This is a genomic window from Pseudomonas sp. efr-133-TYG-5 (assembly GCF_030209175.1).
In the GTDB taxonomy this organism is placed as follows: domain Bacteria; phylum Pseudomonadota; class Gammaproteobacteria; order Pseudomonadales; family Pseudomonadaceae; genus Aquipseudomonas.
In genome coordinates this window covers 2,461,638-2,487,388 of sequence record NZ_JARVSM010000001.1, presented here as the reverse complement: position 1 = coordinate 2,487,388, position 25,751 = coordinate 2,461,638, and the positions used below count along the sequence as shown (strand labels likewise).

Here is a 25,751-nt window from a genome sequence, read left to right as displayed (position 1 = left end):
AAAACAATTCAAGGCTGACTATGGGCACTGAAACGCTGGCGATCGGAAGTAGGCGTATGTTTCGTTACGCGTTGGGATCGCTGTTGCTGTTGGCGGGCATGACCTTGCTGGTCACCCATGGACTGCAATGGCTGGACCTGCAGCCGCGCTTGTCGCGGGCGTTGCAGGGTGGCGCGATCTGCGCCCTCGGCACGGCGCTCGGCGCGGTGCCGGTGCTGGTCATCCGCCGGATGCCGCAGGCGCTCAGCGATACGTTGCTGGGGTTTGGTGGCGGGGTGATGCTGGCGGCGACGGCGTTCTCGCTGATCGTGCCGGGCATTGCCGCTGCCGAGAGCCTGGGCCTGACGCCGTGGGCGGCCAGTGGCCTGATCTGCTTCGGCATCCTCTTGGGGGCATTGGGCCTGTACCTGGTGGATCGCCGGGTGTCGGGCGCGTCGCCGGAGTTGCTCGTCGGCAGCGTCGAACAGCCGCTGATACCGCCGCGTATCTGGTTGTTCGTGTTCGCCATCGTTGCCCATAACATTCCCGAAGGCATGGCCGTCGGCGTGTCGGCGGGGGGCGGCATGCCGGATGCAGACAGCCTGGCCATGGGCATTGCGTTGCAGGATGTGCCGGAAGGTCTGGTGATTGCGCTGGTTCTGGCCGGGGCAGGCATGTCGCGCTTCAAGGCGTTCCTGATCGGCGCGGCGTCAGGGTTGGTCGAACCGGTGTTCGCGCTGCTGTGTGCCTGGCTGGTGAGTCTGGCCGAGCTGTTGCTGCCGTTGGGACTGGCGCTGGCGGCGGGGGCGATGCTGTTGGTGGTGACCCACGAAGTGATTCCCGAATCACGGCGCCATGGTCACGACAAGCTGGCGAGCCTTGGGCTGTTGATCGGTTTCTGTCTGATGATGGTGATGGATACCGCGTTGGGCTGAAAAAAAGGATCGCAGCCTGTTGCAGGCTGCGATCCTTCAATCCATTCGATCAACCGCCTTCATCGAAGTAGTTGTTGATCAACGTCACCAGTGCATCCATGGCTTCCTGCTCCTGGTGGCCTTCTGTACTCAAGTAGATCTTCGTACCCTTGCCGGCGGCGAGCATCATCATCGCCATGATGCTTTTGCCGTCCACCGTGGTTTCCGGGGTGCGGCCCACTCTGATCGTGCAATCCGGAAACTGCCCGGCGACGCCGACGAATTTTGCCGATGCGCGGGCATGCAGGCCCAGCTTGTTGATGATTTCGATTTCCCGTGCAGGCATCGCGGTGTGAATCCTTTAGCTGAGGTCGCGGTGGCGAACCTGGACGTTCTTCAGGGTTTTCTGCAGCGCCTGGCCCAGACGTTCGGTCAGGTAGACGGAGCGGTGATGCCCGCCGGTGCAGCCGATGGCAATGGTGACATAGGCACGGTTGCTGGCGGCGAAACGCGGCAGCCATTTGTGCAGGTACGTATAAATGTCCTGGTACATCTCTTCGACATCCGGTTGCGCGGCCAGATAGTCGGCAACCGGCTGATCGAGGCCGGATTGCTCGCGCAGCTCCGGTTTCCAATAAGGGTTCGGCAGGCAGCGTACGTCGAAAACCAGATCGGCATCCACCGGCATGCCGCGTTTGAAACCGAACGACTCCACCAGAAATGCAGTGCCTGGTTCCGGCTGATTGAGCAGGCGCAACTTGATGGTATCGCGCAGCTGGTACAGGTTCAGGCTGGTGGTGTTGACCTTGAGGTCGGCCAGGTCGGCAATCGGGCCGAGCAGGGCGGTTTCATCGTTGATGGCTTCGGCCAGCGAACGATTGGCGTTGCTCAGCGGATGGCGGCGACGGGTTTCCGAGAAACGCTTGAGCAGGGTTTCCTCATCGGCGTCGAGGTACAGCACGTCGCACTGGATGTGACGGCTGCGGACTTCTTCGAGCAGCTCGGGAAACCGCGACAGATGGCTGGGCAGGTTGCGCGCATCGATCGACACCGCCACCAGCGGCTGCGACAGCTCGGTGTGGATCAGCGCGCGTTCGGCCAGCTCCGGCAGCAAGCCTGCCGGCAGGTTGTCGATGCAGTAGTAGCCGTTGTCCTCGAGGACATCCAGGGCGGTGCTCTTACCCGAGCCGGAACGGCCACTGACAATGATCAAGCGCATGGTTAAGGCCTGTTCTGCTCTTCCAGTACGACCTGGTACAGGGCTTCATTGCTGGGCGCGCTGCGCAGTCGGTCGCGCACGTCCTTGCGGTCAAGCATGCTGGCGATCTGACGGAGCAGCTCCAGGTGCGCGTCCGTGGCCGCTTCCGGTACCAGCAGGACGAACAACAGGTCGACGGGCGCGCCGTCGATCGCGTCGAAGTCGATGGGGGCATCAAGGTGCATCAGGGCGCTGATGGGCGCTTCGCAGCCCTTGAGGCGGCAGTGGGGGATGGCGATGCCGTTGCCAAAACCGGTCGAGCCGAGTTTTTCACGGGCGATCAGGGCCTCGAAGACATCTTGCATCTCCAGATCCGGCACTTCGCGGGCGATCAGGTTGGCAATCTGTTCGAGGGCTTTCTTTTTGCTGCCGCCCGGCACGTTCACCAGGGAACGGCCGGGGGTCAGGATACTTTCAAGTCGGATCATGGGTTGGGGGTGTTAACGACCGGTTGCGCCCTGTAGGAGGCTCTGGGTCTTTTCCTTATGCTTTTTGAGTTGGCGATCCAGCTTGTCGGTCAGCAGGTCGATGGCGGCATACATGTCGTCATGCTCGGCATTGGCAACCACTTCTCCGCCGGGGATATGCAGCGTGGCTTCGATTTTCTGTTTCAGCTTCTCGACATTCAATATGACTTGAACATTGGTGATCTTGTCGAAATGCCGCTCCAATCGGTTGAGTTTCTCGCCGATGTAGGTGCGCAGAGGTTCGGTCACTTCCAGTTGGTGTCCACTGATGTTGACTTGCATACAGCTTCTCCTTCGTTGCCAGTGCATAAAGCGGTAGACCCGATGATCTACCACTGGAACGCTGTAACGTGGCTTACATCAACCGCTTGCGTTCGCTCGAAGGCGCGATCCCGAGGGATTCGCGGTACTTGGCGACGGTGCGGCGAGCCACCTGAATGCCTTGTGCCTCCAGTAAACCAGCGATCTTGCTGTCACTCAACGGCTTTTTCTGATTTTCCGCCGCGACCAGTTTCTTGATGATCGCGCGGATCGCCGTGGACGAGCATTCGCCGCCTTCGGAGGTGCTGACGTGGCTGGAGAAAAAGTATTTCAGCTCATAAATGCCCCGTGGGGTATGCATGAATTTCTGCGTGGTCACCCGGGAAATCGTCGATTCGTGCATGCCCACCGCTTCGGCGATGTCATGCAGCACCAGCGGCTTCATCGCTTCGTCGCCGTACTCCAGGAAGCCGCGCTGATGCTCGACGATCTGGGTGGCAACTTTCATCAGGGTTTCGTTGCGGCTTTGCAGGCTCTTGATGAACCAGCGCGCTTCCTGCAGCTGATTGCGCATGAAGGTGTTGTCGGCGCTGGTGTCGGCGCGGCGCACGAAACCGGCATATTGCGCGTTGACGCGCAGGCGCGGCACGGATTCCTGGTTCAGCTCGACCAGCCAGCGCTCGTTGTCCTTGCGCACGATGACGTCAGGCACCACGTACTCGGCTTCGGTGGACTCGATCTGCGAGCCCGGACGCGGGTTGAGGCTCTGCACCAGCTCGATGACCTGGCGCAGTTCGTCTTCCTTGAGCTTCATGCGCCGCATCAGCTGGCTGTAGTCGCGGCTGCCGAGCAGATCGATGAAGTCCGTGACCAGGCGTTTGGCTTCGGCCAGCCAAGGGGTCTTGGCCGGCAGCTGGCGCAATTGCAGCAGCAGGCATTCGCCGAGGTTGCGGGCGCCGATACCGGCCGGTTCGAATTGCTGAATGCGGTGCAGGACGGCTTCGATCTCGTCGAGTTCGATATCCAGCTCGGGATCGAAGGCGTCGAGGATTTCCTCGAGGGTCTCGTCGAGATAGCCCTGGTTGTTGATGCAGTCGATCAGGGTCACGGCGATCAGCCGATCGGTGTCGGACATCGGCGCCAGGTTCAGCTGCCACAGCAGGTGGCTTTGCAGGCTCTCGCCGGCGGAGGTGCGGGTGGTGAAGTCCCACTCGTCATCGTCGCTGCTTGGCAGGCTGCTGGCGCTGGTCTGGTAGACGTCTTCCCAGGCGGTATCGACCGGCAGTTCGTTGGGGATGCGTTCGTTCCACTCGCCGTCCTCGAGGTTGTCCACCGTGGGGGCGGTTTCCTGGTAGGAAGGTTCCTGGATCTCGGTGTTGGGCTTGTGTTCGACGTTGTCGGCCAGTGGATCGGAGTTGTCGAAGTCGTCGCCGTCTTCCTGGCGTTCGAGCATCGGGTTGGATTCCAGGGCCTCCTGGATTTCCTGTTGCAGATCCAGGGTCGACAATTGGAGCAGGCGGATGGCCTGTTGCAGCTGCGGTGTCATCGTCAGCTGCTGGCCCATTCTCAAGACTAGCGATGGTTTCATGGCAGGGGCTTAACACCTTATTCGCCGGCGCACATGCGCCATCCACTACAGGGCGCCGAAGCGCCAAACTTAAGCAAATTATATGCCTGAAACTGAAGTGTTTGCCTAGACCGCTGTAACAATAAAAACCAAGAAAACCTGGTTGACGTATCGCTCCAGTCATTGCTGAGAATCTTTGGAGCGACGTGTTTGCCTAGACCGCTGTAACAATAAAAACCAAGAAAACCTGGTTGACGTATCGCTCCAGTCATTGCTGAGAATCTTTGGAGCGACGTGTTTGCCTAGACCGCTGTAGCAATAAAAACCAAGAAAACTGAGTTGACGATTGGCTTCGCCCCGGCAGTGAGCAAGGTGAGGCCGCAGCGGCGTCTGCACAAGTGGCAGACGCCACGCGTCTTACAGGCGGAACTCGTGACCCAGATACACTTCCTTCACCAGATCGTTGGCGAGGATGGTCGCGGCGTCGCCTTCGGCGATCAACTGGCCGTCGTTGACGATGTACGCCGTTTCACAGATATCCAGCGTCTCGCGGACGTTGTGGTCGGTGATCAGCACACCGATGCCCTTGGCCTTGAGGTGATGGATGATCTGCTTGATGTCGCCGACCGAAATCGGGTCGACACCGGCGAACGGTTCGTCGAGCAGGATGAATTTCGGTGCGGTGGCCAGCGCGCGGGCGATTTCCACCCGGCGGCGTTCACCACCGGACAGGCTCATGCCGAGGTTGTCGCGGATGTGGCTGATGTGGAATTCCTGCAGCAGGCTTTCCAGCTCCTTGCGACGACCGGCCTTGTCGAGCTCCTTGCGGGTCTCGAGGATGGCCATGATGTTATCGGCCACCGACAGCTTGCGGAAGATCGAGGCTTCCTGCGGCAGATAGCCGATACCGGCCTTGGCGCGGCCGTGCATCGGCTGGTGGCTGACATCGAGGTCATCGATCAGCACGCGCCCCTGATCGGCCTGCACCAGGCCGACGATCATGTAGAAGCAGGTGGTCTTGCCGGCGCCGTTCGGACCGAGCAGGCCGACGATCTGCCCGCTGTCGATCGACAGGCTGACGTCACGCACGACCTGGCGGCTTTTATAGGCCTTGGCCAGGTGCTGAGCTTTCAGAGTTGCCATTACTGGGTTTTCTCGTCGGTTTTCTTCTTCGGCTGGATCACCATGTCGATGCGCGGACGCGCTTCGGTGACCTTGCTGCCGGTGGCACGACCGGCGCTGGCCAGTTTTTTCACCGTGTCATAGACGATCTTCTCGCCCTGAGTGGTGTTGTTGTCCTTGTCGACAACCTTGGCCTTGTCGATCAGCACGACGCGATTCTGCGCAGCGTGGTACTGAATGGTGACGCCCCAGCCCTGTACAGGCTTGGTGTCGCCCTGGGTCTGCAGCTGCTCGAAGTAGGCGAGGTTGCCCACCGAGGTGACCACGTCGATGTCGCCGGTCTGGGTGCGGGTGATCGTCACCTTGTTGCCGGTGACCTTCATCGAGCCTTGGGTGATGATGACGTCGCCGGTGTAGGTGGCCACGCCATTCTTGTCGTCCAGCTGGGCGTCGTCGGCCTGGATGCGGATAGGCTGCTGCTGATCGTTCGGCAGAGCCCAGGCGCTCACGCTTCCCAGTGCTGCGCCCAGACTGAGCAAAATAGGGAGGGTTTTAACGAGCCTCATACTGTCCTCTTACGTTCGATAGCAGGTGTATCCTGCTTTCCTTCAAATACGCTTTCATGCCCACGCCAGTCGATACACCGCCAGCGCCGTCGATTCTAACGGGTTGCTGGGTCTGCGCATATTGTTCCTGCGGGAACACTGTCATGCGCGTGGAGGTAATCAGGGTGTCGCGGTTCTTTTCGTCGGTGCGCTTGACGCGTACCGAGTCGATCAGCTCGACCTCGGTGCCGCCGGAGTTGACCTCGCCGCGCTCGCTGGTCACGTGCCACGGAAAGTCAGTGCCCCGGAACATGTTGAGGTCGGGTTTGGTCACCAGGGTGATGTCGGTGGCCTTGACGTGCTCGGCCTTTTCCGAGGTCATTTCGTACTGCACCCGGCCGTCCTCGAGGTATTGCAGGGTGTGCGTGTTGGTGGCGTACCAGTCGATCGGGCTCTCTTCGGCCGACACCGGTGGCTTGTCGCGGAAGCGTTCCGGGCTGATGTTCCAGTAGCCGACCGCGGCGAAAATCGCGGCGATACAGCCGAACAACAATACATTGCGAACTTTTTTGCTGAACATGGTTTGGCTCACAGGTACGCGGCGTTGGCCGCATCGAGGCGGTCCTGGGCGCGCAGGATCAATTCGCAGAATTCACGGGCGGCACCTTCGCCGCCACGGGCACGGGTAACGCCATGGGCGTGTTCGCGCACGAAATCGGCGGCGTTGGCCACGGCCATGCCCAGGCCTACACGGCGGATCACCGGCAGGTCGGGCAGGTCGTCACCGAGGTAGGCGACCTGTTCATAGCTTAGGCCCAGTTGCTGCAGAAGACCGTCGAGCACCACCAGTTTATCCTCGCGGCCCTGAAACAGGTGCGGGATCCCGAGGTTTTTGGCGCGGCGCTCGACCACCGGGGTCTTGCGGCCACTGATGATGGCGGTCTGCACGCCGGCGTTCATCAGCATCTTGATGCCCTGGCCGTCCAGCGTGTTGAAGGTCTTGAATTCGCTGCCGTCTTCGAGGAAGTACAGGCGGCCGTCGGTGAGGACGCCGTCGACGTCGAAAACCGCCAGTTTGATCGCTTTGCCGCGTTGCAGCAGGTCGGTGCTCATTTACATGACTCCTGCGCGCAGCAGGTCGGAGAGGTTGAAGGCGCCGATCGGGCGGTCTTCCTCGTCGACGACTACCAGCGCGTTGATTCGGTGGTCTTCCATGATTTTCAGGGCCTCGGCGGCGAGCATTTCGGCGCGGGCGGTCTTGCCGTGTACGGTCATCACCTGATCGATGGTGGCGCTGTGCACGTCGATGCTGCGATCGAGGGTGCGGCGCAGGTCGCCGTCGGTGAAGATCCCGGCAAGCTTGCCGTCGGCTTCGAGGATCACGGTCATGCCCAGGCCCTTGCGGGTCATTTCCATCAGCGCATCCTTGAGCAGGGTGCCACGTTGCACCTGTGGCAGCTCCTGGCCGGCGTGCATGACGTTTTCCACTTTCAACAGCAGGCGACGGCCCAGTGCGCCGCCCGGGTGGGAAAAGGCGAAATCTTCGGCGGTGAAGCCGCGTGCTTCCAGCAGCGCCACGGCCAGGGCGTCGCCCATGACCAGTGCGGCAGTGGTGGAAGAGGTCGGGGCCAGGTTCAGCGGACAGGCTTCATGCTCGACATGCACGTTGAGATTGACTTCGGCAGCCTTGGCCAGCGGCGATTGCGGGTTGCCCGTCAGGCTGATGAGCTGGATGCCCAGGCGCTTGATCAGTGGCAGCAGGGTCACGATTTCATTGGTCGAACCGGAGTTCGACAGGGCCAGGATCACGTCGTCGCGGGTGATCATGCCCATGTCGCCGTGGCTGGCTTCCGCCGGGTGGACGAAAAATGCCGGGGTGCCGGTGCTGGCCAGGGTGGCGGCGATCTTGTTGCCGACGTGCCCGGACTTGCCCATGCCGACCACGACCACACGGCCCTTGCTGGCCAGAATCATCTCGCAAGCGCGTACGAAATCGGCGTCGATATGGGGCAACAAGCCTTGAACGGCTTCCACTTCGAGGCGGATGGTGCGTTGTGCCGATTGAATCAGGTCGCTGGATTGGCTCATGTCAGAAATCGTATAGCCCGATGAAAAGGCGGCGATTATAGCGGTTATGTTGAAAAGCCTCACGCTAGTTCGTCGTGCTTTGTCATTAACAGTTACCAAAACCTCCTAAATAAGGACGCATGTCTGTCATATCGCCGAATGCCGCGGGGCCAGCCCTTGGGCGCTTGGCCTTTGCAGTGATATAGTTCGCCGCCAGTTCGGCCTGCCCGGGATGTAAGTGCTTTCCTTCAGAAAGCCAGGCGTCCGAGTGAGAGGCTGCATCGCAAGGAGTTTAGATGAGTGCCGATAACGCCTACGCGGTCGAGCTGAAGGGAGTCTCCTTCAAGCGCGGTTCGCGGAGCATTTTCAATAACGTCGATATTCGCATCCCGCGGGGCAAGGTCACCGGCATCATGGGACCTTCCGGGTGCGGCAAGACTACGCTGCTGCGCCTGATGGGCGCCCAGCTGCGACCTTCGCAGGGCGAGGTCTGGGTCAACGGCCAGAACCTGCCGAAGCTGTCGCGCAGCGATCTGTTCGATGCGCGCAAGCACATGGGCGTGCTGTTCCAGAGCGGCGCGCTGTTCACCGATCTCGATGTCTTCGAGAACGTGGCGTTTCCCCTGCGTGTCCACACCCAGCTGCCGGAAGAAATGATCCGCGACATCGTCCTGCTCAAATTGCAGGCGGTCGGCCTGCGCGGCGCCATCGAGCTGATGCCGGACGAGCTGTCCGGTGGCATGAAGCGCCGCGTCGCCCTGGCCCGGGCGATCGCCCTCGACCCGCAGATCCTCATGTACGACGAGCCCTTCGTCGGCCAGGACCCGATCGCCATGGGCGTTCTGGTGCGCCTGATCCGCCTGCTCAACGATGCGCTGGGGATCACCAGCATCGTGGTTTCCCACGATCTGGCGGAAACCGCGAGCATCGCCGATTACATTTATGTGGTTGGCGACGGCCAGGTACTGGGGCAGGGCACGCCGGACGAGTTGATGAACTCGACCGAGCCGCGCATCCGTCAGTTCATGACCGGCGACCCTGACGGTCCGGTTCCGTATCACTTTCCAGCGACGGATTACCGCGCAGATCTTCTGGGGAAGCGTCGCTGATGCGCAGAATTTCATTGATAGAACGCGTGCGCCGCTTCGGCCACGCCGCGATCGACGCCATTGCCGTGTTCGGTCGCTCGACCCTGTTCCTGTTTCACGCCTTGCTCGGGCGCGGTGGCATCGGCGGCGGTTTCGGCCTGCTGGTCAAGCAGCTGCACTCGGTCGGCGTGATGTCGCTGGTGATCATCGTCGTGTCCGGTGTTTTCATCGGCATGGTGCTGGCGCTGCAGGGTTTCAACATCCTGTCGAGCTACGGTTCGGAGCAGGCGGTCGGTCAGATGGTCGCCCTGACGCTGTTGCGTGAACTCGGTCCGGTGGTGACGGCATTGCTGTTCGCCGGGCGCGCCGGTTCGGCGCTGACGGCGGAAATCGGCAACATGAAATCCACCGAACAGTTGTCCAGCCTGGAAATGATCGGGGTCGACCCGCTCAAGTACATCATTGCCCCGCGCCTGTGGGCCGGTTTCATTTCCCTGCCGGTGCTGGCGATGATCTTCAGCGTCGTCGGTATCTGGGGCGGCTCGTGGGTGGCAGTCGACTGGCTGGGAGTCTATGAAGGTTCCTACTGGTCGAACATGCAGAACAGCGTCAACTTCGCCGACGATGTGCTCAACGGCATCATCAAGAGCGTGGTTTTTGCCTTTGTCGTGACCTGGATCGCCGTATTCCAAGGCTATGACTGCGAACCCACTTCCGAGGGGATCAGTCGTGCCACTACCAAGACCGTGGTATATGCCTCGCTGGCAGTGCTCGGCCTGGACTTTATTCTGACCGCTTTGATGTTTGGAGATTTCTGATGCAAAACCGCACCCTGGAAATCGGTGTCGGCCTGTTCCTGCTGGCAGGGATCCTGGCTTTGCTGCTGCTTGCGTTGCGGGTCAGTGGCCTGTCTCCGACTTCGACCACCGATACCTATAAACTTTATGCCTACTTCGACAATATTGCCGGTTTGACGGTCAGAGCCAAGGTGACCATGGCCGGTGTGACCATCGGCAAGGTCACGGCGATCGATCTGGACCGCGACAGCTTCACCGGTCGGGTGACCCTGCAGGTGGATAAAAAGGTCGACAATCTGCCGACCGACTCCACAGCGTCTATCCTGACCGCTGGTCTGCTGGGCGAGAAGTACATCGGTATCAGCGTGGGCGGGGAAGACACCCGGCTCAAGGATGGTGGAACCATCCACGACACGCAGTCGTCTCTGGTACTGGAAGACCTGATCGGTAAATTCCTGCTCAATACCGTTAGCAAAGACGCCAAATGAGGAGCTTTTGAATGATCTCTACCTTGCGACGTGGCCTGTTGGTGTTGCTCGCGACACTGCCGCTGATGGCTAACGCCGTGGCAGCGCAGTCGGCGCATGATCTGGTTCAGGACACCACCAACCGGATGCTTGCCGATCTGTCGGCCAACAAAGAGAAGTACAAACAGGACCCGCAGGATTTCTACACCGCGCTGAACACGATCGTGGGCCCCGTGGTGGATGCCGAAGGCATTTCCAAGAGCATCATGACGGTCAAGTATTCGCGCAAGGCCACCCCGGCGCAGATGCAGGCCTTCCAGGAAAACTTCAAGAAAGGCCTGTTCCAGTTCTACGGCAACGCCTTGCTCGAGTACAACAACCAGGGCATCACCGTTGATCCGGCCAAGGACGAATCGGGCGACCGCACCAGCGTCGGCATGACCGTCAAGGGCAACAACGGCGCGGTCTACCCGGTGCAGTACACCCTGGAAAAGATCAACGGCGAGTGGAAACTGCGCAACGTGATCATCAATGGCATCAACATCGGCAAGCTGTTCCGTGATCAGTTCGCCGACGCCATGCAGCGCAATGGCAACGATCTGGACAAGACCATCAACGGTTGGGCGGGCGAGGTCGCGAAGGCCAAGGCGGCTACCGAAGAGAAGTCAGCGCAATGAATGAGGCGGCGGTGCGTATGAGTGATGTCGACGAGCTGTTGCTCAGCGGAGTGCTGGATTACCGCACCGGGCCTGACCTGCGCAAGGAAGGCCAGGCGCTGATCAAGTCCAGCAAGGCCGCTTCGCTCGTGATCGACTGCTCGGCCGTGGTGAAGTCCAGCAGTGTCGGCTTGTCGCTGCTGCTGTGCTTCATGCGTGATGCGCAGGCGGCCGGCAAGGCCGTGAGCGTGCGGGCGATGCCCGAAGACATGCGTGAAATCGCTCAGGTCAGCGAACTGACCGAGCTGTTGGCGCACCCCTGAACCCGCATCGACAAGCAAGCCCCCCGTCAGAGTCCTGCCAAGCGGGGTTCGCAGGCGCGGGGCTTTTTTGTATGATGTCCGACCCGCGCGCACAGGGCGCCGATTGAGGTTGAGCATGCAGGCCGTAGAAGTGAAGAGCTTCCTTGAAGGGAAGCTGCCAGGAACGCAGGTGGAAGTCGAAGGCGAAGGCTGCAATTTCCAGCTGAACGTGATTAGCGATGAACTGGCGGCTTTAAGCCCGGTCAAGCGTCAGCAGAGCATCTATGCCCATTTGAACCCATGGATCGCCGATGGCAGCATCCACGCGGTCACTATGAAATTTTTCAGCAGCGCGGCCTGGGCCGAGCGCACCTGAGCCCTAGGGCGTCGAGATTCTTATGGATAAATTGATTATTACCGGTGGCGTTCGTCTTGATGGCGAAATCCGCATCTCCGGGGCAAAGAACTCTGCCCTGCCGATCCTGGCCGCCACGCTGCTGTGCGATGGCCCGGTGACCGTCGGCAACCTGCCGCACCTGCACGACATCACTACCATGATCGAGCTGTTCGGTCGCATGGGCATCGAGCCGGTGATCGACGAGAAACTCAGCGTCGAAATCGATCCGCGCACCATCAAGACCCTGATCGCGCCGTACGAGCTGGTGAAAACCATGCGTGCCTCGATCCTGGTACTGGGCCCGATGGTCGCGCGCTTCGGTGAAGCCGAAGTCGCCCTGCCTGGCGGTTGCGCCATCGGTTCGCGTCCGGTCGACCTGCACATCCGCGGTCTGGAAGCCATGGGCGCGGTCATCGACGTCGAAGGCGGCTACATCAAGGCCAAGGCGCCTGAAGGCGGCCTGCGCGGTGCGCACTTCTTCTTCGACACCGTCAGCGTGACCGGTACCGAGAACATCATGATGGCCGCTGCCCTGGCCAAGGGTCGCAGCGTACTGCAGAACGCCGCGCGCGAGCCGGAAGTCGTCGACCTGGCGAACTTCCTCAACGCCATGGGCGCCAAGGTGTCCGGTGCCGGTACCGACACCATCACCATCGACGGCGTCGAGCGCCTGGGTTCGACCTTCTTCAAGGTCATGCCAGACCGTATCGAGACCGGCACCTACCTGGTCGCTGCGGCGGTCACCGGTGGCCGCGTCAAGGTCAAGGACACCGATCCGACCATCCTCGAGGCGGTGCTGGAAAAACTCCGTGAAGCCGGCGCAGAAATCACCACCGGTGAAGACTGGATCGAGCTGAACATGCACGGCAAGCGCCCGAAAGCGGTCAACGTGCGCACGGCGCCGTACCCGGCGTTCCCGACGGACATGCAAGCGCAGTTCATCTCGCTCAACGCCATTGCCGAAGGCACCGGCGCGGTGATCGAGACGATCTTCGAAAACCGCTTCATGCACGTTTACGAACTGCACCGCATGGGCGCCAAGATCCAGGTCGAAGGCAACACGGCCATCGTTACCGGTACCGAAGTGCTCAAGGGCGCGCCTGTCATGGCGACCGACCTGCGTGCGTCGGCCAGCCTGGTGATCTCGGCCCTGGTGGCCGAAGGCGACACCCTGATCGATCGCATCTACCACATAGATCGTGGTTACGAGTGCATCGAGGAAAAACTGCAGATGCTGGGCGCCAAGATCCGTCGCGTGCCGGGCTAGTCGCAGCCAACGGGACACAGGGAGGTGTCCACTGAATTCGTTTCGAGTCGAGCCGGTCTCCGGCTCGATGTGTGTCCGGCGCCGATTGCGACCGGACATGAGTACCTTGATAAGGACTGACGTTAGCCATGTTGACCATCGCATTGTCCAAGGGCCGTATCCTTGACGACACGCTGCCGCTTCTCGCCGAAGCGGGCATCGTGCCGACCGAGAATCCGGACAAGAGCCGCAAGCTGATCATCCCGACGACCCAGGACGACGTACGCCTGCTGATCGTGCGTGCCACCGACGTGCCGACCTATGTCGAGCATGGCGCGGCCGACCTCGGCGTCGCCGGCAAGGATGTGCTGATGGAGTACACCGGCCAGGGCCTGTACGAGCCGCTGGACCTGCAGATCGCCCAGTGCAAGCTGATGACCGCCGGCAAGGTCGGCGCGGCCGAACCCAAGGGCCGCCTGCGGGTGGCGACCAAGTTCGTCAATGTCGCCAAGCGCTACTACGCCGAGCAGGGCCGTCAGGTCGACATCATCAAGCTGTACGGCTCGATGGAGCTGGCACCGCTGATCGGCCTGGCCGACAAGATCATCGACGTGGTCGACACCGGCAACACCCTGCGCGCCAACGGCCTCGAGCCCCAGGAACTGATCGCCACGATCAGCTCGCGCCTGGTGGTCAACAAGGCTTCGATGAAGATGCAACACGCCCGAATCCAGGCGTTGATCGATACCCTGCGCAAGGCAGTGGAATCGCGACACCGCGGCTGATGTCCCTGCGCGACCTTGAGTCGCGCCCGTCTATCCGCCTCATAGCCAGAATCTCAGGTGCCCAAGCGGAAACGACTGCTAAGTTAGGGCGCCTGAGTTTTTGCCATTCCTATGAGGCTCTCGCTATGACCGCACCGACTGCAATTCGCCGACTCAACGCTGCTGACCCGGATTTCGCGCATCATCTGGATCATCTGCTGAGCTGGGAAAGTGTGTCTGACGACTCGGTCAATCAGCGCGTGCTGGACATCATCAAGGCTGTGCGCGAACGCGGCGACGCGGCGCTGGTCGAGTTCACCCAGAAGTTCGACGGCCTCGAAGTAGCTTCCATGGCCGACCTGATCCTGCCGCGCGAGCGCCTCGAGCTGGCCCTGACCCGCATTACCGTACCCCAGCGCGAAGCCCTGGAAAGAGCCGCCGCGCGCGTGCGCAGCTACCACGAAAAGCAGAAGCAGGACTCCTGGAGCTACACCGAAGCCGACGGCACCGTGCTCGGCCAGAAGGTCACCCCGCTGGACCGCGCCGGCCTGTACGTGCCGGGTGGCAAGGCGTCGTACCCGTCCTCGGTGTTGATGAACGCGATTCCGGCCAAGGTCGCCGGTGTGACCGAAGTGGTCATGGTGGTGCCGACCCCGCGCGGTGAAGTCAACGAACTGGTGCTGGCCGCCGCCTGCATCGCCGGCGTCGACCGGGTCTTCACCATCGGCGGCGCGCAAGCGGTCGCTGCGCTGGCCTACGGCACCGAAAGCGTGCCGCAGGTGGACAAAGTGGTCGGCCCGGGCAACATTTACGTGGCCACCGCCAAGCGCCACGTGTTCGGCCAGGTCGGCATCGACATGATCGCCGGCCCGTCGGAAATCCTCGTTGTGTGTGATGGCCAGACCGATCCGGACTGGATCGCCATGGACCTGTTCTCTCAGGCCGAGCACGACGAAGACGCCCAGGCGATCCTGGTCAGCCCGGACGCCGAGTTCCTCGACAAGGTCGCCGCCAGCATCGACAAGCTGCTGCCGACCATGGACCGCGCGACCATCATCGAAACCTCGATCAATGGCCGTGGCGCACTGATTCAGGTGCAGGACATGGCCCAGGCCATCGAAGTCGCCAATCGCATCGCGCCGGAACACCTGGAACTGTCAGTCGCCGACCCGCAGGCCTGGTTGCCGCAGATCCGTCACGCCGGCGCGATCTTCATGGGTCGCCACACCTCCGAAGCGCTGGGCGATTACTGCGCCGGTCCCAACCACGTCCTGCCGACCTCCGGCACCGCGCGGTTCTCCTCGCCGCTGGGGGTGTATGACTTCCAGAAACGTTCGTCGATCATCTTCTGCTCCGAGGCCGGTGCCTCCGAACTGGGCAAGACCGCGTCCGTACTGGCCCGTGGCGAATCGCTGAGTGCTCACGCGCGCAGCGCCGAATACCGCATCAAAGACGACGTGAAGGGGAACTGAACATGAGTAAATTCTGGAGCCCGTTCGTCAAGGATCTGGTGCCCTACGTGCCGGGCGAGCAGCCGAAGCTGACCCGCCTGGTCAAGCTCAACACCAACGAAAACCCGTATGGCCCGTCGCCGAAAGCCCTGGCGGCGATGCAGACCGAGCTCAACGACAACCTGCGCCTGTACCCGGACCCGAACAGCGACCTGCTGAAAAACGCGGTCGCCAGCTATTACGGCGTGCAGAGCAACCAGGTGTTTCTCGGCAACGGTTCCGACGAGGTGCTGGCCCACGTGTTTCACGGTTTGTTGCAACACGACAAGCCGCTGCTGTTCCCGGACATCAGCTACAGTTTCTATCCGGTTTATTGCGGGCTGTATGGCATCCAGTTCGAGGCGGTGCCGCTGGACGCGCAGTTCCGCATCAATCCGGCGGACTATGCCAGGCCGAACGGCGGGATCATTTTCCCCAACCCGAACGCACCGACCGGTTGCCTGCTGGCGCTGGAGGCGGTCGAGCAAATCCTCAAGGCCAGCCCGGACTCGGTGGTCGTGGTCGACGAGGCCTACATCGACTTTGGGGGCGAAACCGCGATCAGCCTGGTGGATCGTTATCCGAACCTGCTGGTGACCCAGACCCTGTCCAAGTCGCGTTCGCTGGCCGGGCTGCGGGTCGGCCTGGCGGTAGGGCACCCGGACCTGATCGAGGCGCTGGAGCGGATCAAGAACAGCTTCAACTCCTATCCGCTCGATCGTCTGGCCAATGTCGGCGCCGCGGCGGCGTTCGAGGATCGCGAGTACTTCGCCAAGACCTGCCGGCTGGTGATCGAAAGCCGCGAGTGGGTGGTCGCGCAATTGCAGGCCAAGGGCTTTGAAGTGCTGCCGTCGGCAGCGAACTTCATTTTCGCCCGCCATCCGCAGCACGACGCAGCAGGGCTGGCCGCCAGGTTGCGCGAGCAAGGGGTGATCGTGCGCCACTTCAAGCAGCAGCGGATTGCCCAGTTCCTGCGTATCTCCATCGGTACGCCGGAGCAGAATCAGGCGCTGATCGACGGGCTCGGCGCGTTGTAATGATTGAACGGCACAGTTCCCGATGGTGTATCGGGGGCTGTGCCGTTGACGTTACTGCAGCCGTTTTTCCGCCTTGAACGTTATGTTGGCCGTGCTGTTGTCATCGAAGACCATATGGATCACGGCATCGATCGAGCGGTAGGCACTGGCGAACGTCCCGGTAATGCTGCCTGTCCTCGGCCGATGCGCCTTGCCTTCATAGATCAAGGCCCATTCGAAGTGGTGCGCAGAATCGCCTCGTTGATACTGCTGCTGGAAGCTCGAGGGTGGCGTGCCCTCCAGCAGGCTGACGACAAACGCATCGTTGTCCGATCCCCCTTTTGTGCCGGAGGCCTGCTGCAAGTAACTGGCAGTGAGCAGGCCGCGATTGAACACCACGATCGGTGAGCGCAACGTAGTGCCCTGCCATTCAATGAGGGCTTCGCCCTTGTCGAATTTCGGCGTGGATTCGAAATCGTATTCGCGTTGAGCTTTCATGCGGTTCCCTTCCCGATAAGTACAACGACCCGCCGGCAGGTGGGCCGACGCGTGAGTTCATGCCCCCCAGCCTACGGGCGTTAGTCTCGAGCCGGCACTGTCAGAACTGACAGTGCGTTAGAGCATGTCGAAATAAGCGAAGGGCAGATTGCTTGCTGAAAGTTCGAGAGCGAACCCGTGGCCTTATTCGTGATGCGGTTCGCCAAGGAACGTCAGCGAGCTGAACAAGCCGCGGCTATTGACGTCTGCGCTGTCCCTCACCGGCACCTCCACCTGCGCGGCAATCACATTCAAGCCTTCATTGCGCACCAGCACCTGCGCCCGGCCATCCTGGTCGGTCTCGGTGCTGAGGGTGTTCGGCGCGCTGCGATAGTCGCCGATCAACTTCACGCCGGCCGCCGGTTTGCCATCGAGCGTGACCCGCACCGGCAGCGACTTCCCCGGTCCGACGGTGAGCGGGTCGACCTCCGGCAGGATCAGCAAACGGATCTGCGCAAGTGGAGGCAGCTTCGCCCCGGGCTGATAGATCGCCAGGCTGTACTTGAAGGTTTCGGTCGCCTCGATAGCGCCGGGCACCTTGCTGCGCCCTTCATTGATCCACCGCTTGTCAGCGGTCTGCGACCACATGCCGTTGTTCAGCGCCACGGCCATGATGGCCGGCGGTTTCAACGGTTGCAGGCGGGCATGATCGGCCAGGCGCTGGACACTGACCGGAATCATCTTGCCCGCGGCATCGTAGGCCCAGGCGCCGCTGATTTTCTGCGCCTTGAAAGCATTGTCCTCGGCGCCGTGGCCGTAGATCACTTCGATGTTGCCGCGCCGCTGTTCGGTCCACAGGCCGTGGGCCGAGGCTTGGCTGGCGAACAGTGCCGCGAGGAGCAGGAGGGTTTTGCCGTGGTGCATGCTGACGTCCTTTTACAGGTTGAGGGTGAGGCTGACGGTGAAGTTGCGCGGCTCGCCGGGGCTGACCCAGTAATTGCTGTAGGCGCGCTCGTAATACTTTTCGTCGAACAGGTTGTTCAGATTGAGGCCGACGGTGACCTGGTCGCTGGCCTTGTAATGGGCCAGCAGGTCGACGGTGTGGTAGGCGGGCAATTCGAAATGGCTGCCGGCCTCGCCGGAACGGTCGCCGACGTAGGTGAATGCCGCGCCAACGTCGGAACCGCGCCAGTGGCCATCCTGGAACTCGTAGACTCCCAGCAGGCTGCCACTGTGCTTGGCGACACCCAGGATGCGGCTGCCGGCAGGGATCACGGCGTCGCCCTTGGTCACCTCGGCATCGATGTAGGCGAAGGCGCCGATCACGCGCACGGCGTCGCTCACCTGGCCGCTGACCTGTAGATCGAAACCACGGCTGCGGGCCTTGCCCATGGCGCGGTTGGTGTCGGTACTCGGGTCGAGGGCGAGGACGTTTTCCTTGTCGATATGGAAGAAGGCGAGGGTGCTGCTCAGGCGATTGTCGAACAGCTCGTGCTTGATCCCGACTTCGTAGCCGACGCCTTCTTCGGGGTTGAAGGACTTGCCGCTCGCGTCGAGGCCGTTGTTCGGTTTGAACGATGTCGAGGCGTTGGCGAACAGGCCGGTGTCCGGCGTCAGTTGATAGAGCAGGCCGGCGCGCTGGGTCAGGGCGTCGTGGGTCTGGCGGCTGCTGGCGTTGCGGCTGTAATCGTCGATGCGTTGCGCGAAATGCTCGAAACGCGCGCCGAGCATGCCGCGCAGCTTGTCGCTGAAGACGATCTGGTCCTGCAGGTTCAGCGCCTGGCTTTCGACGTGCTCGAAGAAGTCACTGCCCGAACGCGCGCCGTCGGGTTTCGCCTGACCGTACACCGGGTGGTAGATATCGATGGCGTAGGGGCCGCCGGCGACAGTGGTGACGCGCTCGTTCTTGCGGTAGTTCTCGTACTCGCTGCCGAGCAGCAGTTCGTGTTGCCAGTTGCCGAGGTCGAACAGGCCGCGCAATTCCAGTTGGGTGATGCTGTCGTGCCAGTTGTTGTCGCGCTCGCGATAACGCCGGTTGACGCTGTGGCCGTCGGCGTTGAGTGGCCGCGCCTCGGAGGCGAAGCCCCACAGCTTGCCTTCCTTGTAATGACTGGCCAGGCGCAGTTTCCAGCTGTCGTTGAGGTGATGTTCGAGGGAGGCCTGAAGCAGGTTGTTGTGATTGTCGATGTCGCCATCATTGGGTTCACCGAGGAATGTGCGGCGCGAAACACCGCTCCAGGTGTTGTTCGGCGCGACGATGCCGCGGTCGAACGTGGCGCTGTGGCGAACGAACTCGCTTTCCACCAGCAGTTGGGTGTCGGGATTCAGCCGCCAGCTGAAGGAGGGCGCGACGAACACGCGCTGGTTGCTGACGTGGTCGCGAAAACTGTGGTTGTCCTCGACCGCAAGGTTGATCCGCGACAGCACGTCGCCCTGTTCGTCGAGCGGGGTGTTGACGTCCAGCGCCGTGCGATAGCGATCCCAACTGCCGGCGCTGGTCTGCAGGGTGGTGAAGGCTTCGGCTTGCGGTTTCTTGGTGACGAGGTTCACCGTACCGCCGGGATCGCCGCGGCCGTAGAGGCTGGCGGCCGGGCCCTTGAGCACTTCGATGCGCTCGATATTGGCCGCGTCCGGAGTGCTCGGGTAGCCGCGGTTGGCGCTGAAACCGTCCTTGTAGAACTCCGAGGTGGTGAAGCCGCGCACGCTGTATTCGTAGAGGGTCAGGCCACCGAAGTTGTTCTGCTTCGAGACGCCACCGGCGAAATCCAGCGCGCGCTCGACGCTGCTGCTGCCCAGATCCTTGAGCACGCTGGCCGGCACCACGCTGATCGCCTGCGGGATATCGCGGATCGCGGTGTCGGTTTTGGTGGCGCTGGACGAGCGGGTCGCCCGGTAGCCGTTGACCGGTCCGGTGGGCGATTCGTAGTCGGAGGTGACGCTGATCGCGTCGAGTTCGAGGGGCAGCGGTTCTTCGGCGAACACCGGATCGCCGAGCAAGCCAAGGGGCAGGCCCAGCGTCAGTCCGAGCAGCGAGGCCTTTTTTCGAGACGACATGTTATGTTGTTCCAATGGATTAATTGAAACAATATAACATGCCTGTTGAGAATGTCTGCTATTCGCGCCGCTGGCGCGAACAGCGTCTTACTCGGGTTTTTCCTGCACCGGGGCCGGCGGTGGACGCAGGCCGATTTCCGCGGTGAGTTTCAACTCCTTGCCGTTACGCATGACCTGAATCGTCACTTTGTCGGTCGGCTTGATCCGCGCCACCTGGTTCATCGAACGGCGGCCATCGCCGGCCGGTTCGCCATCGATGCTGAGGATCACATCGCCCAGTTGCAGGCCGGCTTTTTGCGCCGGGCCATCGCGGAAGATCCCGGCCACGACGATGCCCGGGCGCCCGGACAGACCGAACGACTCCGCCAGCTCCTGGGTCAGCGGTTGCACTTCGATGCCGAGCCAGCCACGAATCACCTGGCCGTGTTCGATGATCGATTTCATCACTTCCATCGCCAGTTTGACCGGGATGGCAAATCCGATGCCCTGCGAACCGCCGGATTTGGAGAAGATCGCGGTGTTGATCCCGGTGAGGTTGCCGTTGGCGTCGACCAGTGCGCCACCGGAGTTGCCCGGGTTGATTGCCGCGTCGGTCTGGATGAAGTCTTCGTAGTTGTTCAGGCCCAACTGGTTGCGCCCGGTGGCGCTGATGATGCCCATGGTCACGGTCTGGCCGACGCCGAACGGGTTGCCGATGGCCAGCGCAACGTCGCCGATGCGGATGTTGTCGGAACGCCCGACAGTGATCGCCGGCAGGTTTTTCAGATCGATCTTCAGTACCGCGAGGTCGGTCTCCGGGTCGCTGCCGATCACCCGGGCCAGGGTTTCGCGACCGTCCTTGAGCGCCACGACGATCTGGTCGGCGCCGCTGGTCACGTGGTTGTTGGTCAGGATGTAGCCTTCCGGGCTCATGATCACGCCGGAACCGAGGCTCGATTCCATGCGCTTCTGCTTCGGCGAGTTGTCACCGAAAAAGCGCCGGAACTGCGGATCCTCGAACAACGGGTGGCTCGGCTTGTTGATGACTTTGGTGGTGTACAGGTTGACCACCGACGGTGCGGCGATGGTCACGGCATCGGCATAGGACACCGGCCCCTGTTGCACGCTGGTGGTCTGCGGGGCCTGTTGCAGGTTGACGTCGAGGCTCGGTAGCCCGACCCACTCGGGGTAACGCTGAATAATCAACAGAGCGATAAGCACACCGGCCAGCAGCGGCCAGCCAAAAAAACGCAGCGCCTTGAACATTAAGCACGTCCTGGAAAGGTTGCAGGCGGGGTCAGACCGCCCATAATGACGCGCATTATACGAGGCCGCGCGCGCCTCTGAACGGGATATTTAGGAGTCTTTCATGGCCGTCGCCCTGAGCACCCTGGTCGAAGAAGCCGACCGTTACCTCGGCAGTGCCAGAATTGCCGATTATTGCCCCAATGGCCTGCAGGTCGAGGGGCGCCCGCAGGTCATGCGCATCGTCAGCGGCGTCACCGCCAGCCAGGCGTTGCTCGATGCCGCGGTCGCAGCCGAGGCCGATCTGGTCCTGGTGCATCACGGTTATTTCTGGAAAGGCGAGAACCCGTGCATCACCGGCATGAAGCAGCGGCGCCTGAAAACCCTGCTCAAGCACGATATCAGTCTGCTGGCCTACCACCTGCCGCTGGACCTGCACCCGGACGTCGGCAACAACGTGCAACTGGCCCGTCAACTCGATATCACCGTCGAAGGCCCGCTGGATCCGGACAACCTGAAGATTGTTGGCCTGGTCGGCTCGTTGAACGAACCGATGACGCCCCGCGACTTCGCTCGTCGCGTGCAGGAAGTCATGGGCCGCGAGCCGCTGCTGATCGAAGGCAGCGCGATGATCCGCCGGGTCGGCTGGTGCACCGGCGGTGGCCAGGGCTACATCGATGATGCAATAGCGGCAGGGGTCGACCTGTACCTCAGTGGCGAGGCTTCCGAGCAGACGTTCCACAGCGCCCGCGAAAACGACATCAGCTTCATCGCTGCCGGTCACCACGCCACCGAGCGTTATGGCGTGCAGGCGCTGGGTGATTACCTGGCCAAACGCTTTGCCCTCGAACACATCTTCATCGATTGCCCGAACCCGATCTGAATCCAGTAGAAATCCTATGAGAGCGCGCCTGCTCGCGAAGCGGTGGCACCTTGATTACAGAGGTGCCTTACACAGCGCTTTCGCGAGCAGGCTCGCGCCCACCGGCGATCTGCACAGCCGAACTGGTGGGCATATTCATATACCCTTTCGATCTAGTTGGCGTCCTGATTAGAAGAGGTCGCTGTGCTAGGATTCCCCGCTCGAACACGGCCCGCTGGCCGTTCATAAGAAAGCTTTCGTGAGTAGCCATGGTCGACAAACTGACGCATCTGAAACAGCTGGAGGCGGAAAGCATCCACATCATCCGCGAGGTGGCCGCCGAGTTCGACAACCCGGTGATGCTGTACTCCATCGGTAAAGACTCCGCCGTGATGCTGCACCTGGCACGCAAGGCGTTCTTCCCGGGCAAACTGCCGTTTCCGGTGATGCACGTCGACACCCGGTGGAAATTCCAGGAAATGTACAAGTTCCGCGACAAGATGGTCGAAGAGCTTGGCCTGGACCTGATCACCCACGTCAACCCGGACGGCGTGGCGCAGGGCATCAACCCGTTCACCCACGGCAGCGCCAAACACACCGACATCATGAAGACCGAGGGCCTCAAGCAGGCGCTCGACAAACATGGTTTCGACGCCGCGTTCGGCGGTGCCCGTCGCGATGAAGAGAAGTCCCGCGCCAAGGAGCGCGTCTACTCGTTCCGCGACAGCAAGCACCGCTGGGATCCGAAAAACCAGCGTCCGGAGCTGTGGAACGTCTACAACGGCAAGGTCAACAAGGGCGAATCGATTCGTGTGTTCCCGTTGTCGAACTGGACCGAGCTGGACATCTGGCAGTACATCTACCTCGAAGGCATCCCGATCGTGCCGCTGTACTTCGCCGCCGAGCGCGAAGTGATCGAGAAGAACGGCACGCTGATCATGATCGACGACGAGCGCATCCTCGAGCACCTGTCCGATGAGGAGAAGGCGCGCATCGTCAAAAAGAAAGTGCGTTTCCGTACCCTTGGCTGCTACCCGTTGACGGGCGCGGTGGAGTCCGAGGCCGAAAGCCTCACGGACATCATTCAGGAAATGCTCCTGACGCGAACTTCCGAGCGCCAGGGCCGGGTCATCGACCACGATGGCGCAGGCTCGATGGAAGACAAGAAACGTCAGGGTTACTTTTAAGCTTCGAGTTACAAGCGGCAAGCTGCAAGTTGAAGGCGGTATGCGTAACTTTGCGGTCTGGCGCTTGCGGCCGGTTGCTGCGAGCCGGAGTCGGATGACTTGTAATGGATTTCGAGAAGCTGATTGTCTGGCAGCGAAGCAAATGTCTGGCAGTGGGGATTTTCAGAGAGTTTGCGCAACGCGGGGATTTTGGCTTCAAGGATCAAATTACCCGCTCTGCACTGTCAGTGCCTTGCAATATCGCTGAAGGCATGGAACGTCGGAGTTCAAGAGAGAAGGTTCAATTTCTCTGGATCGCCAAGGCCTCCTGTGCAGAGTTGCGAACCCAAGTCCTGATAGGCCGAGATATCGCTTACATCGCAGATCCGCTGGCTGAAAATTGGATTATGGAAACCCGCGAGCTTTCTCGAATGCTGGGCGGGTTGATCAACAAAATTTCTGACTAGCTGTACGCCGACAAGCTTGCCGCTTGAAGCTTACAGCTCGGAGCTTGAATGCAATGAGTCACGCATCTGATTTGATCAGCGAGGACATCCTCGCCTACCTGGGCCAGCACGAACGTAAAGAGCTGCTGCGCTTTTTGACCTGCGGTAACGTCGATGACGGCAAGAGCACCCTGATCGGGCGCCTGCTGCACGACTCGAAGATGATCTACGAAGATCACCTCGAAGCCATCACCCGCGATTCGAAAAAAGTCGGCACCACCGGCGACGACATCGACCTGGCTTTGCTGGTCGACGGCCTGCAGGCCGAGCGTGAGCAGGGCATCACCATCGATGTCGCCTACCGCTATTTCTCTACCGCCAAGCGCAAATTCATCATTGCCGATACCCCCGGCCATGAGCAGTACACCCGCAACATGGCCACCGGTGCGTCCACCTGTGATCTGGCGATCATCCTGGTCGACGCCCGTTACGGCGTGCAGACCCAGACCCGTCGCCACAGCTTCATCGCCTCGTTGCTGGGCATCAAGCACATCGTCGTCGCCATCAACAAGATGGACCTCAAGGACTTCGACCAGGGCGTGTTCGAGTCGATCAAGGCCGACTACCTGAAGTTTGCCGAAGGCTTGAAGATGAAGCCGACCAGCATGCACTTCGTGCCGATGTCGGCCCTCAAGGGCGACAACGTGGTGAACAAGTCCGAGCGCTCGCCGTGGTACACCGGCCAGTCGCTGATGGAAATCCTCGAGACCGTGGAAGTGGCGGGCGACCGCAACTTCACCGATCTGCGCTTCCCGGTGCAGTACGTCAACCGTCCGAACCTGAACTTCCGCGGTTTCGCCGGCACCCTGGCCAGCGGCATCGTGCACAAGGGCGACGAAGTCGTGGTGCTGCCGTCGGGCAAGAGCAGCCGGGTCAAATCCATCGTCACCTTCGAGGGTGAGCTGGAGCACGCCGGTCCGGGTCAGGCGGTGACGCTGACCATGGAAGACGAGATCGACATCTCCCGCGGCGACCTGCTGGTGCATGCCGACAATGTGCCGCCGGTCACCGACAGCTTCGAAGCGATGCTGGTGTGGATGGCCGAGGAGCCGATGCTCCCGGGCAAGAAATACGACATCAAGCGTGCTACCAGTTACGTGCCGGGCTCGATTGCCAGCATCGTCAACAAGGTCGACGTCAACACCCTCGAAGAAGGCCCGGCGAGCGCTTTGCAGCTCAACGAAATCGGCAAGGTGAAGATCGCGCTCGACGCGCCGATCGCCCTCGACGGTTACGACAGCAACCGCACCACCGGCGCGTTCATCATCATCGATCGCCTGACCAACGGCACCGTCGGCGCCGGCATGATCGTTGCCCCGCCTGTGGCTCAGGGCACGGCCACGCACCACGGCAAACTGGCGCACGTCGCCACTGAAGAACGCGCGCAACGCTTCGGTCAGCAACCGGCAACCGTGCTGTTCAGCGGCCTGTCGGGCGCGGGCAAGAGCACGCTGGCCTATGCGGTCGAGCGCAAGCTGTTCGACATGGGCCGGGCGGTGTTCGTGCTCGATGGTCAGAATCTGCGTCACGACCTGAACAAAGGGCTGCCGCAGGATCGTGCCGGTCGTACCGAGAACTGGCGGCGTGCTGCGCATGTGGCGCGTCAGTTCAACGAGGCGGGTCTGTTGACCCTGGCGGCGTTTGTTGCGCCGAGTGCTGAAGGTCGTGAGCAGGCCAAGGATCTGATCGGCAAGGAGCGTCTGCTGACGGTTTATGTGCAGGCTTCGCCGGCGGTGTGTGCCGAGCGTGATCCGCAGGGCTTGTATGCTGCGGGTGGCGATAATATTCCGGGTGAGTCGTTCCCGTATGACGTTCCGCTGAATGCTGATCTGGTGATCGACACGCAGTCACTGTCGCTGGAAGAGAGCGTCAAGCAGGTGTTGGATCTGCTGCGCAAGCGTGGCGCGATTTAAGCGTTAGCTGGAAATGAAAGGCCCGCGGATGAGTGATCATCGGCGGGCTTTTTTATTGTGGGTAATTTGGTTTTCGGCGATGGCGGCTTTTGGGCCGACCATGCTCTTGGGGTTTTGGGTGTATATCCGTTGCTGCGGTAACGGCG

General features: G+C 61.3%; 29 protein-coding genes. 15 read left to right on the top strand and 14 right to left on the bottom strand.

The window, feature by feature from the left end; all coding sequences use genetic code 11:
* Positions 1 to 20: 20 nt before the first annotated feature.
* Complete coding sequence (locus QRN70_RS11355) at positions 21 to 914, top strand: ZIP family metal transporter (RefSeq protein WP_285417740.1); 894 nt, start codon at positions 21 to 23, stop codon at positions 912 to 914.
* Between the two features lie 49 nt (positions 915 to 963).
* On the opposite strand, the gene QRN70_RS11350 is transcribed toward QRN70_RS11355, so the two are convergent.
* From QRN70_RS11350 to QRN70_RS11305, 10 genes are all read right to left on the bottom strand, one after another.
* On the bottom strand, positions 964 to 1,239 hold the full coding sequence (locus QRN70_RS11350) for an HPr family phosphocarrier protein (RefSeq protein WP_285417738.1): 276 nt from the start codon (positions 1,237 to 1,239) through the stop codon (positions 964 to 966).
* A 15-nt stretch (positions 1,240 to 1,254) separates the two neighbouring features.
* Positions 1,255 to 2,112 (bottom strand): RNase adapter RapZ, encoded by an 858-nt coding sequence (gene rapZ, locus QRN70_RS11345; protein ID WP_285417736.1) that lies wholly within the window; start codon positions 2,110 to 2,112, stop codon positions 1,255 to 1,257.
* 2 nt (positions 2,113 to 2,114) lie between these two features.
* A complete protein-coding gene (ptsN, locus tag QRN70_RS11340; protein ID WP_007953580.1) occupies positions 2,115 to 2,579 on the bottom strand; it encodes a PTS IIA-like nitrogen regulatory protein PtsN in 465 nt (154 codons plus the stop codon).
* Positions 2,580 to 2,591: 12 nt separating this feature from the next.
* On the bottom strand, positions 2,592 to 2,900 hold the full coding sequence (gene hpf, locus QRN70_RS11335) for a ribosome hibernation-promoting factor, HPF/YfiA family (protein ID WP_285417734.1): 309 nt from the start codon (positions 2,898 to 2,900) through the stop codon (positions 2,592 to 2,594).
* A 73-nt stretch (positions 2,901 to 2,973) separates the two neighbouring features.
* Complete coding sequence (locus tag QRN70_RS11330; protein WP_285417732.1) at positions 2,974 to 4,467, bottom strand: RNA polymerase factor sigma-54; 1,494 nt, start codon at positions 4,465 to 4,467, stop codon at positions 2,974 to 2,976.
* Positions 4,468 to 4,863: 396 nt separating this feature from the next.
* Positions 4,864 to 5,589 (bottom strand): LPS export ABC transporter ATP-binding protein, encoded by a 726-nt coding sequence (lptB, locus tag QRN70_RS11325; RefSeq protein WP_108591414.1) that lies wholly within the window; start codon positions 5,587 to 5,589, stop codon positions 4,864 to 4,866.
* The gene (gene lptA, locus QRN70_RS11320) at positions 5,589 to 6,134 is read right to left on the bottom strand and encodes a lipopolysaccharide transport periplasmic protein LptA (RefSeq protein WP_285417731.1); all 546 of its coding nucleotides are present in this window, start codon (positions 6,132 to 6,134) and stop codon (positions 5,589 to 5,591) included. The genes lptB and lptA overlap by 1 nt, the downstream gene beginning before the upstream one ends.
* Positions 6,121 to 6,693 (bottom strand): LPS export ABC transporter periplasmic protein LptC, encoded by a 573-nt coding sequence (gene lptC, locus QRN70_RS11315; RefSeq protein ID WP_285417729.1) that lies wholly within the window; start codon positions 6,691 to 6,693, stop codon positions 6,121 to 6,123. Before lptC ends, lptA begins: the two co-directional genes overlap by 14 nt.
* Positions 6,694 to 6,701: 8 nt before the next feature.
* Positions 6,702 to 7,226 (bottom strand): KdsC family phosphatase, encoded by a 525-nt coding sequence (locus QRN70_RS11310; RefSeq protein WP_285417727.1) that lies wholly within the window; start codon positions 7,224 to 7,226, stop codon positions 6,702 to 6,704.
* Entirely contained in the window at positions 7,227 to 8,201 is a 975-nt protein-coding gene (locus QRN70_RS11305; RefSeq protein WP_285417726.1) for a KpsF/GutQ family sugar-phosphate isomerase, read from the bottom strand. It abuts the gene before it with no gap.
* A gap of 275 nt (positions 8,202 to 8,476) precedes the next feature.
* Between QRN70_RS11305 and QRN70_RS11300 the strand changes: the two genes are divergently transcribed.
* From QRN70_RS11300 to hisC, 10 genes are all read left to right on the top strand, one after another.
* A complete protein-coding gene (locus QRN70_RS11300; protein WP_285417725.1) occupies positions 8,477 to 9,289 on the top strand; it encodes an ATP-binding cassette domain-containing protein in 813 nt (270 codons plus the stop codon).
* Positions 9,289 to 10,086, top strand: a complete 798-nt coding sequence (mlaE, locus tag QRN70_RS11295; protein WP_285417724.1) for a lipid asymmetry maintenance ABC transporter permease subunit MlaE — start codon at positions 9,289 to 9,291, stop codon at positions 10,084 to 10,086. The genes QRN70_RS11300 and mlaE overlap by 1 nt, the downstream gene beginning before the upstream one ends.
* Complete coding sequence (mlaD, locus tag QRN70_RS11290; RefSeq protein ID WP_007967220.1) at positions 10,086 to 10,553, top strand: outer membrane lipid asymmetry maintenance protein MlaD; 468 nt, start codon at positions 10,086 to 10,088, stop codon at positions 10,551 to 10,553. The genes mlaE and mlaD overlap by 1 nt, the downstream gene beginning before the upstream one ends.
* An 11-nt stretch (positions 10,554 to 10,564) precedes the next feature.
* A complete protein-coding gene (locus QRN70_RS11285; protein ID WP_285417723.1) occupies positions 10,565 to 11,209 on the top strand; it encodes an MlaC/ttg2D family ABC transporter substrate-binding protein in 645 nt (214 codons plus the stop codon).
* Positions 11,206 to 11,511 (top strand): STAS domain-containing protein, encoded by a 306-nt coding sequence (locus QRN70_RS11280; RefSeq protein WP_285417722.1) that lies wholly within the window; start codon positions 11,206 to 11,208, stop codon positions 11,509 to 11,511. The genes QRN70_RS11285 and QRN70_RS11280 overlap by 4 nt, the downstream gene beginning before the upstream one ends.
* 115 nt (positions 11,512 to 11,626) lie before the next feature.
* Complete coding sequence (locus tag QRN70_RS11275) at positions 11,627 to 11,866, top strand: BolA family protein (RefSeq protein ID WP_007953556.1); 240 nt, start codon at positions 11,627 to 11,629, stop codon at positions 11,864 to 11,866.
* Positions 11,867 to 11,888: 22 nt separating this feature from the next.
* The gene (gene murA, locus QRN70_RS11270) at positions 11,889 to 13,154 is read left to right on the top strand and encodes a UDP-N-acetylglucosamine 1-carboxyvinyltransferase (RefSeq protein ID WP_285417721.1); all 1,266 of its coding nucleotides are present in this window, start codon (positions 11,889 to 11,891) and stop codon (positions 13,152 to 13,154) included.
* Positions 13,155 to 13,282: 128 nt separating this feature from the next.
* Positions 13,283 to 13,918 carry an ATP phosphoribosyltransferase gene (gene hisG / locus QRN70_RS11265; protein ID WP_285417720.1) on the top strand — a complete coding sequence of 212 codons (636 nt, stop codon included), beginning with the start codon at positions 13,283 to 13,285 and terminating at the stop codon, positions 13,916 to 13,918.
* Between the two features lie 125 nt (positions 13,919 to 14,043).
* A complete protein-coding gene (gene hisD, locus QRN70_RS11260) occupies positions 14,044 to 15,369 on the top strand; it encodes a histidinol dehydrogenase (protein WP_285417719.1) in 1,326 nt (441 codons plus the stop codon).
* A 2-nt stretch (positions 15,370 to 15,371) separates the two neighbouring features.
* Positions 15,372 to 16,424, top strand: a complete 1,053-nt coding sequence (gene hisC, locus QRN70_RS11255) for a histidinol-phosphate transaminase (RefSeq protein ID WP_285417718.1) — start codon at positions 15,372 to 15,374, stop codon at positions 16,422 to 16,424.
* A gap of 51 nt (positions 16,425 to 16,475) precedes the next feature.
* On the opposite strand, the gene QRN70_RS11250 is transcribed toward hisC, so the two are convergent.
* The 4 genes from QRN70_RS11250 to algW all read right to left on the bottom strand — a co-directional run bounded on the left by QRN70_RS11250 (position 16,476) and on the right by algW (position 21,179).
* Positions 16,476 to 16,901 carry a hypothetical protein gene (locus QRN70_RS11250; RefSeq protein ID WP_285417717.1) on the bottom strand — a complete coding sequence of 142 codons (426 nt, stop codon included), beginning with the start codon at positions 16,899 to 16,901 and terminating at the stop codon, positions 16,476 to 16,478.
* A gap of 183 nt (positions 16,902 to 17,084) precedes the next feature.
* Positions 17,085 to 17,804, bottom strand: a complete 720-nt coding sequence (locus tag QRN70_RS11245; protein WP_285417716.1) for a DUF4198 domain-containing protein — start codon at positions 17,802 to 17,804, stop codon at positions 17,085 to 17,087.
* 12 nt (positions 17,805 to 17,816) lie between these two features.
* A complete protein-coding gene (locus QRN70_RS11240) occupies positions 17,817 to 19,934 on the bottom strand; it encodes a TonB-dependent siderophore receptor (protein ID WP_285417715.1) in 2,118 nt (705 codons plus the stop codon).
* Positions 19,935 to 20,021: 87 nt separating this feature from the next.
* Positions 20,022 to 21,179, bottom strand: a complete 1,158-nt coding sequence (gene algW, locus QRN70_RS11235; protein WP_285417714.1) for a Do family serine endopeptidase AlgW — start codon at positions 21,177 to 21,179, stop codon at positions 20,022 to 20,024.
* A gap of 103 nt (positions 21,180 to 21,282) precedes the next feature.
* On the opposite strand from algW, the gene QRN70_RS11230 reads away from it, so the two are divergent.
* From QRN70_RS11230 to cysN, 4 genes are all read left to right on the top strand, one after another.
* Positions 21,283 to 22,041 (top strand): Nif3-like dinuclear metal center hexameric protein, encoded by a 759-nt coding sequence (locus QRN70_RS11230; protein WP_285417713.1) that lies wholly within the window; start codon positions 21,283 to 21,285, stop codon positions 22,039 to 22,041.
* Between the two features lie 248 nt (positions 22,042 to 22,289).
* A complete protein-coding gene (gene cysD, locus QRN70_RS11225; RefSeq protein WP_285417712.1) occupies positions 22,290 to 23,207 on the top strand; it encodes a sulfate adenylyltransferase subunit CysD in 918 nt (305 codons plus the stop codon).
* 104 nt (positions 23,208 to 23,311) lie between these two features.
* On the top strand, positions 23,312 to 23,653 hold the full coding sequence (locus QRN70_RS11220; RefSeq protein WP_285417711.1) for a four helix bundle protein: 342 nt from the start codon (positions 23,312 to 23,314) through the stop codon (positions 23,651 to 23,653).
* A gap of 53 nt (positions 23,654 to 23,706) precedes the next feature.
* Positions 23,707 to 25,605: a sulfate adenylyltransferase subunit CysN gene (cysN, locus tag QRN70_RS11215; RefSeq protein ID WP_285417710.1), complete on the top strand. Its 1,899-nt coding sequence runs from the start codon at positions 23,707 to 23,709 to the stop codon at positions 25,603 to 25,605.
* Positions 25,606 to 25,751: the final 146 nt, after the last annotated feature.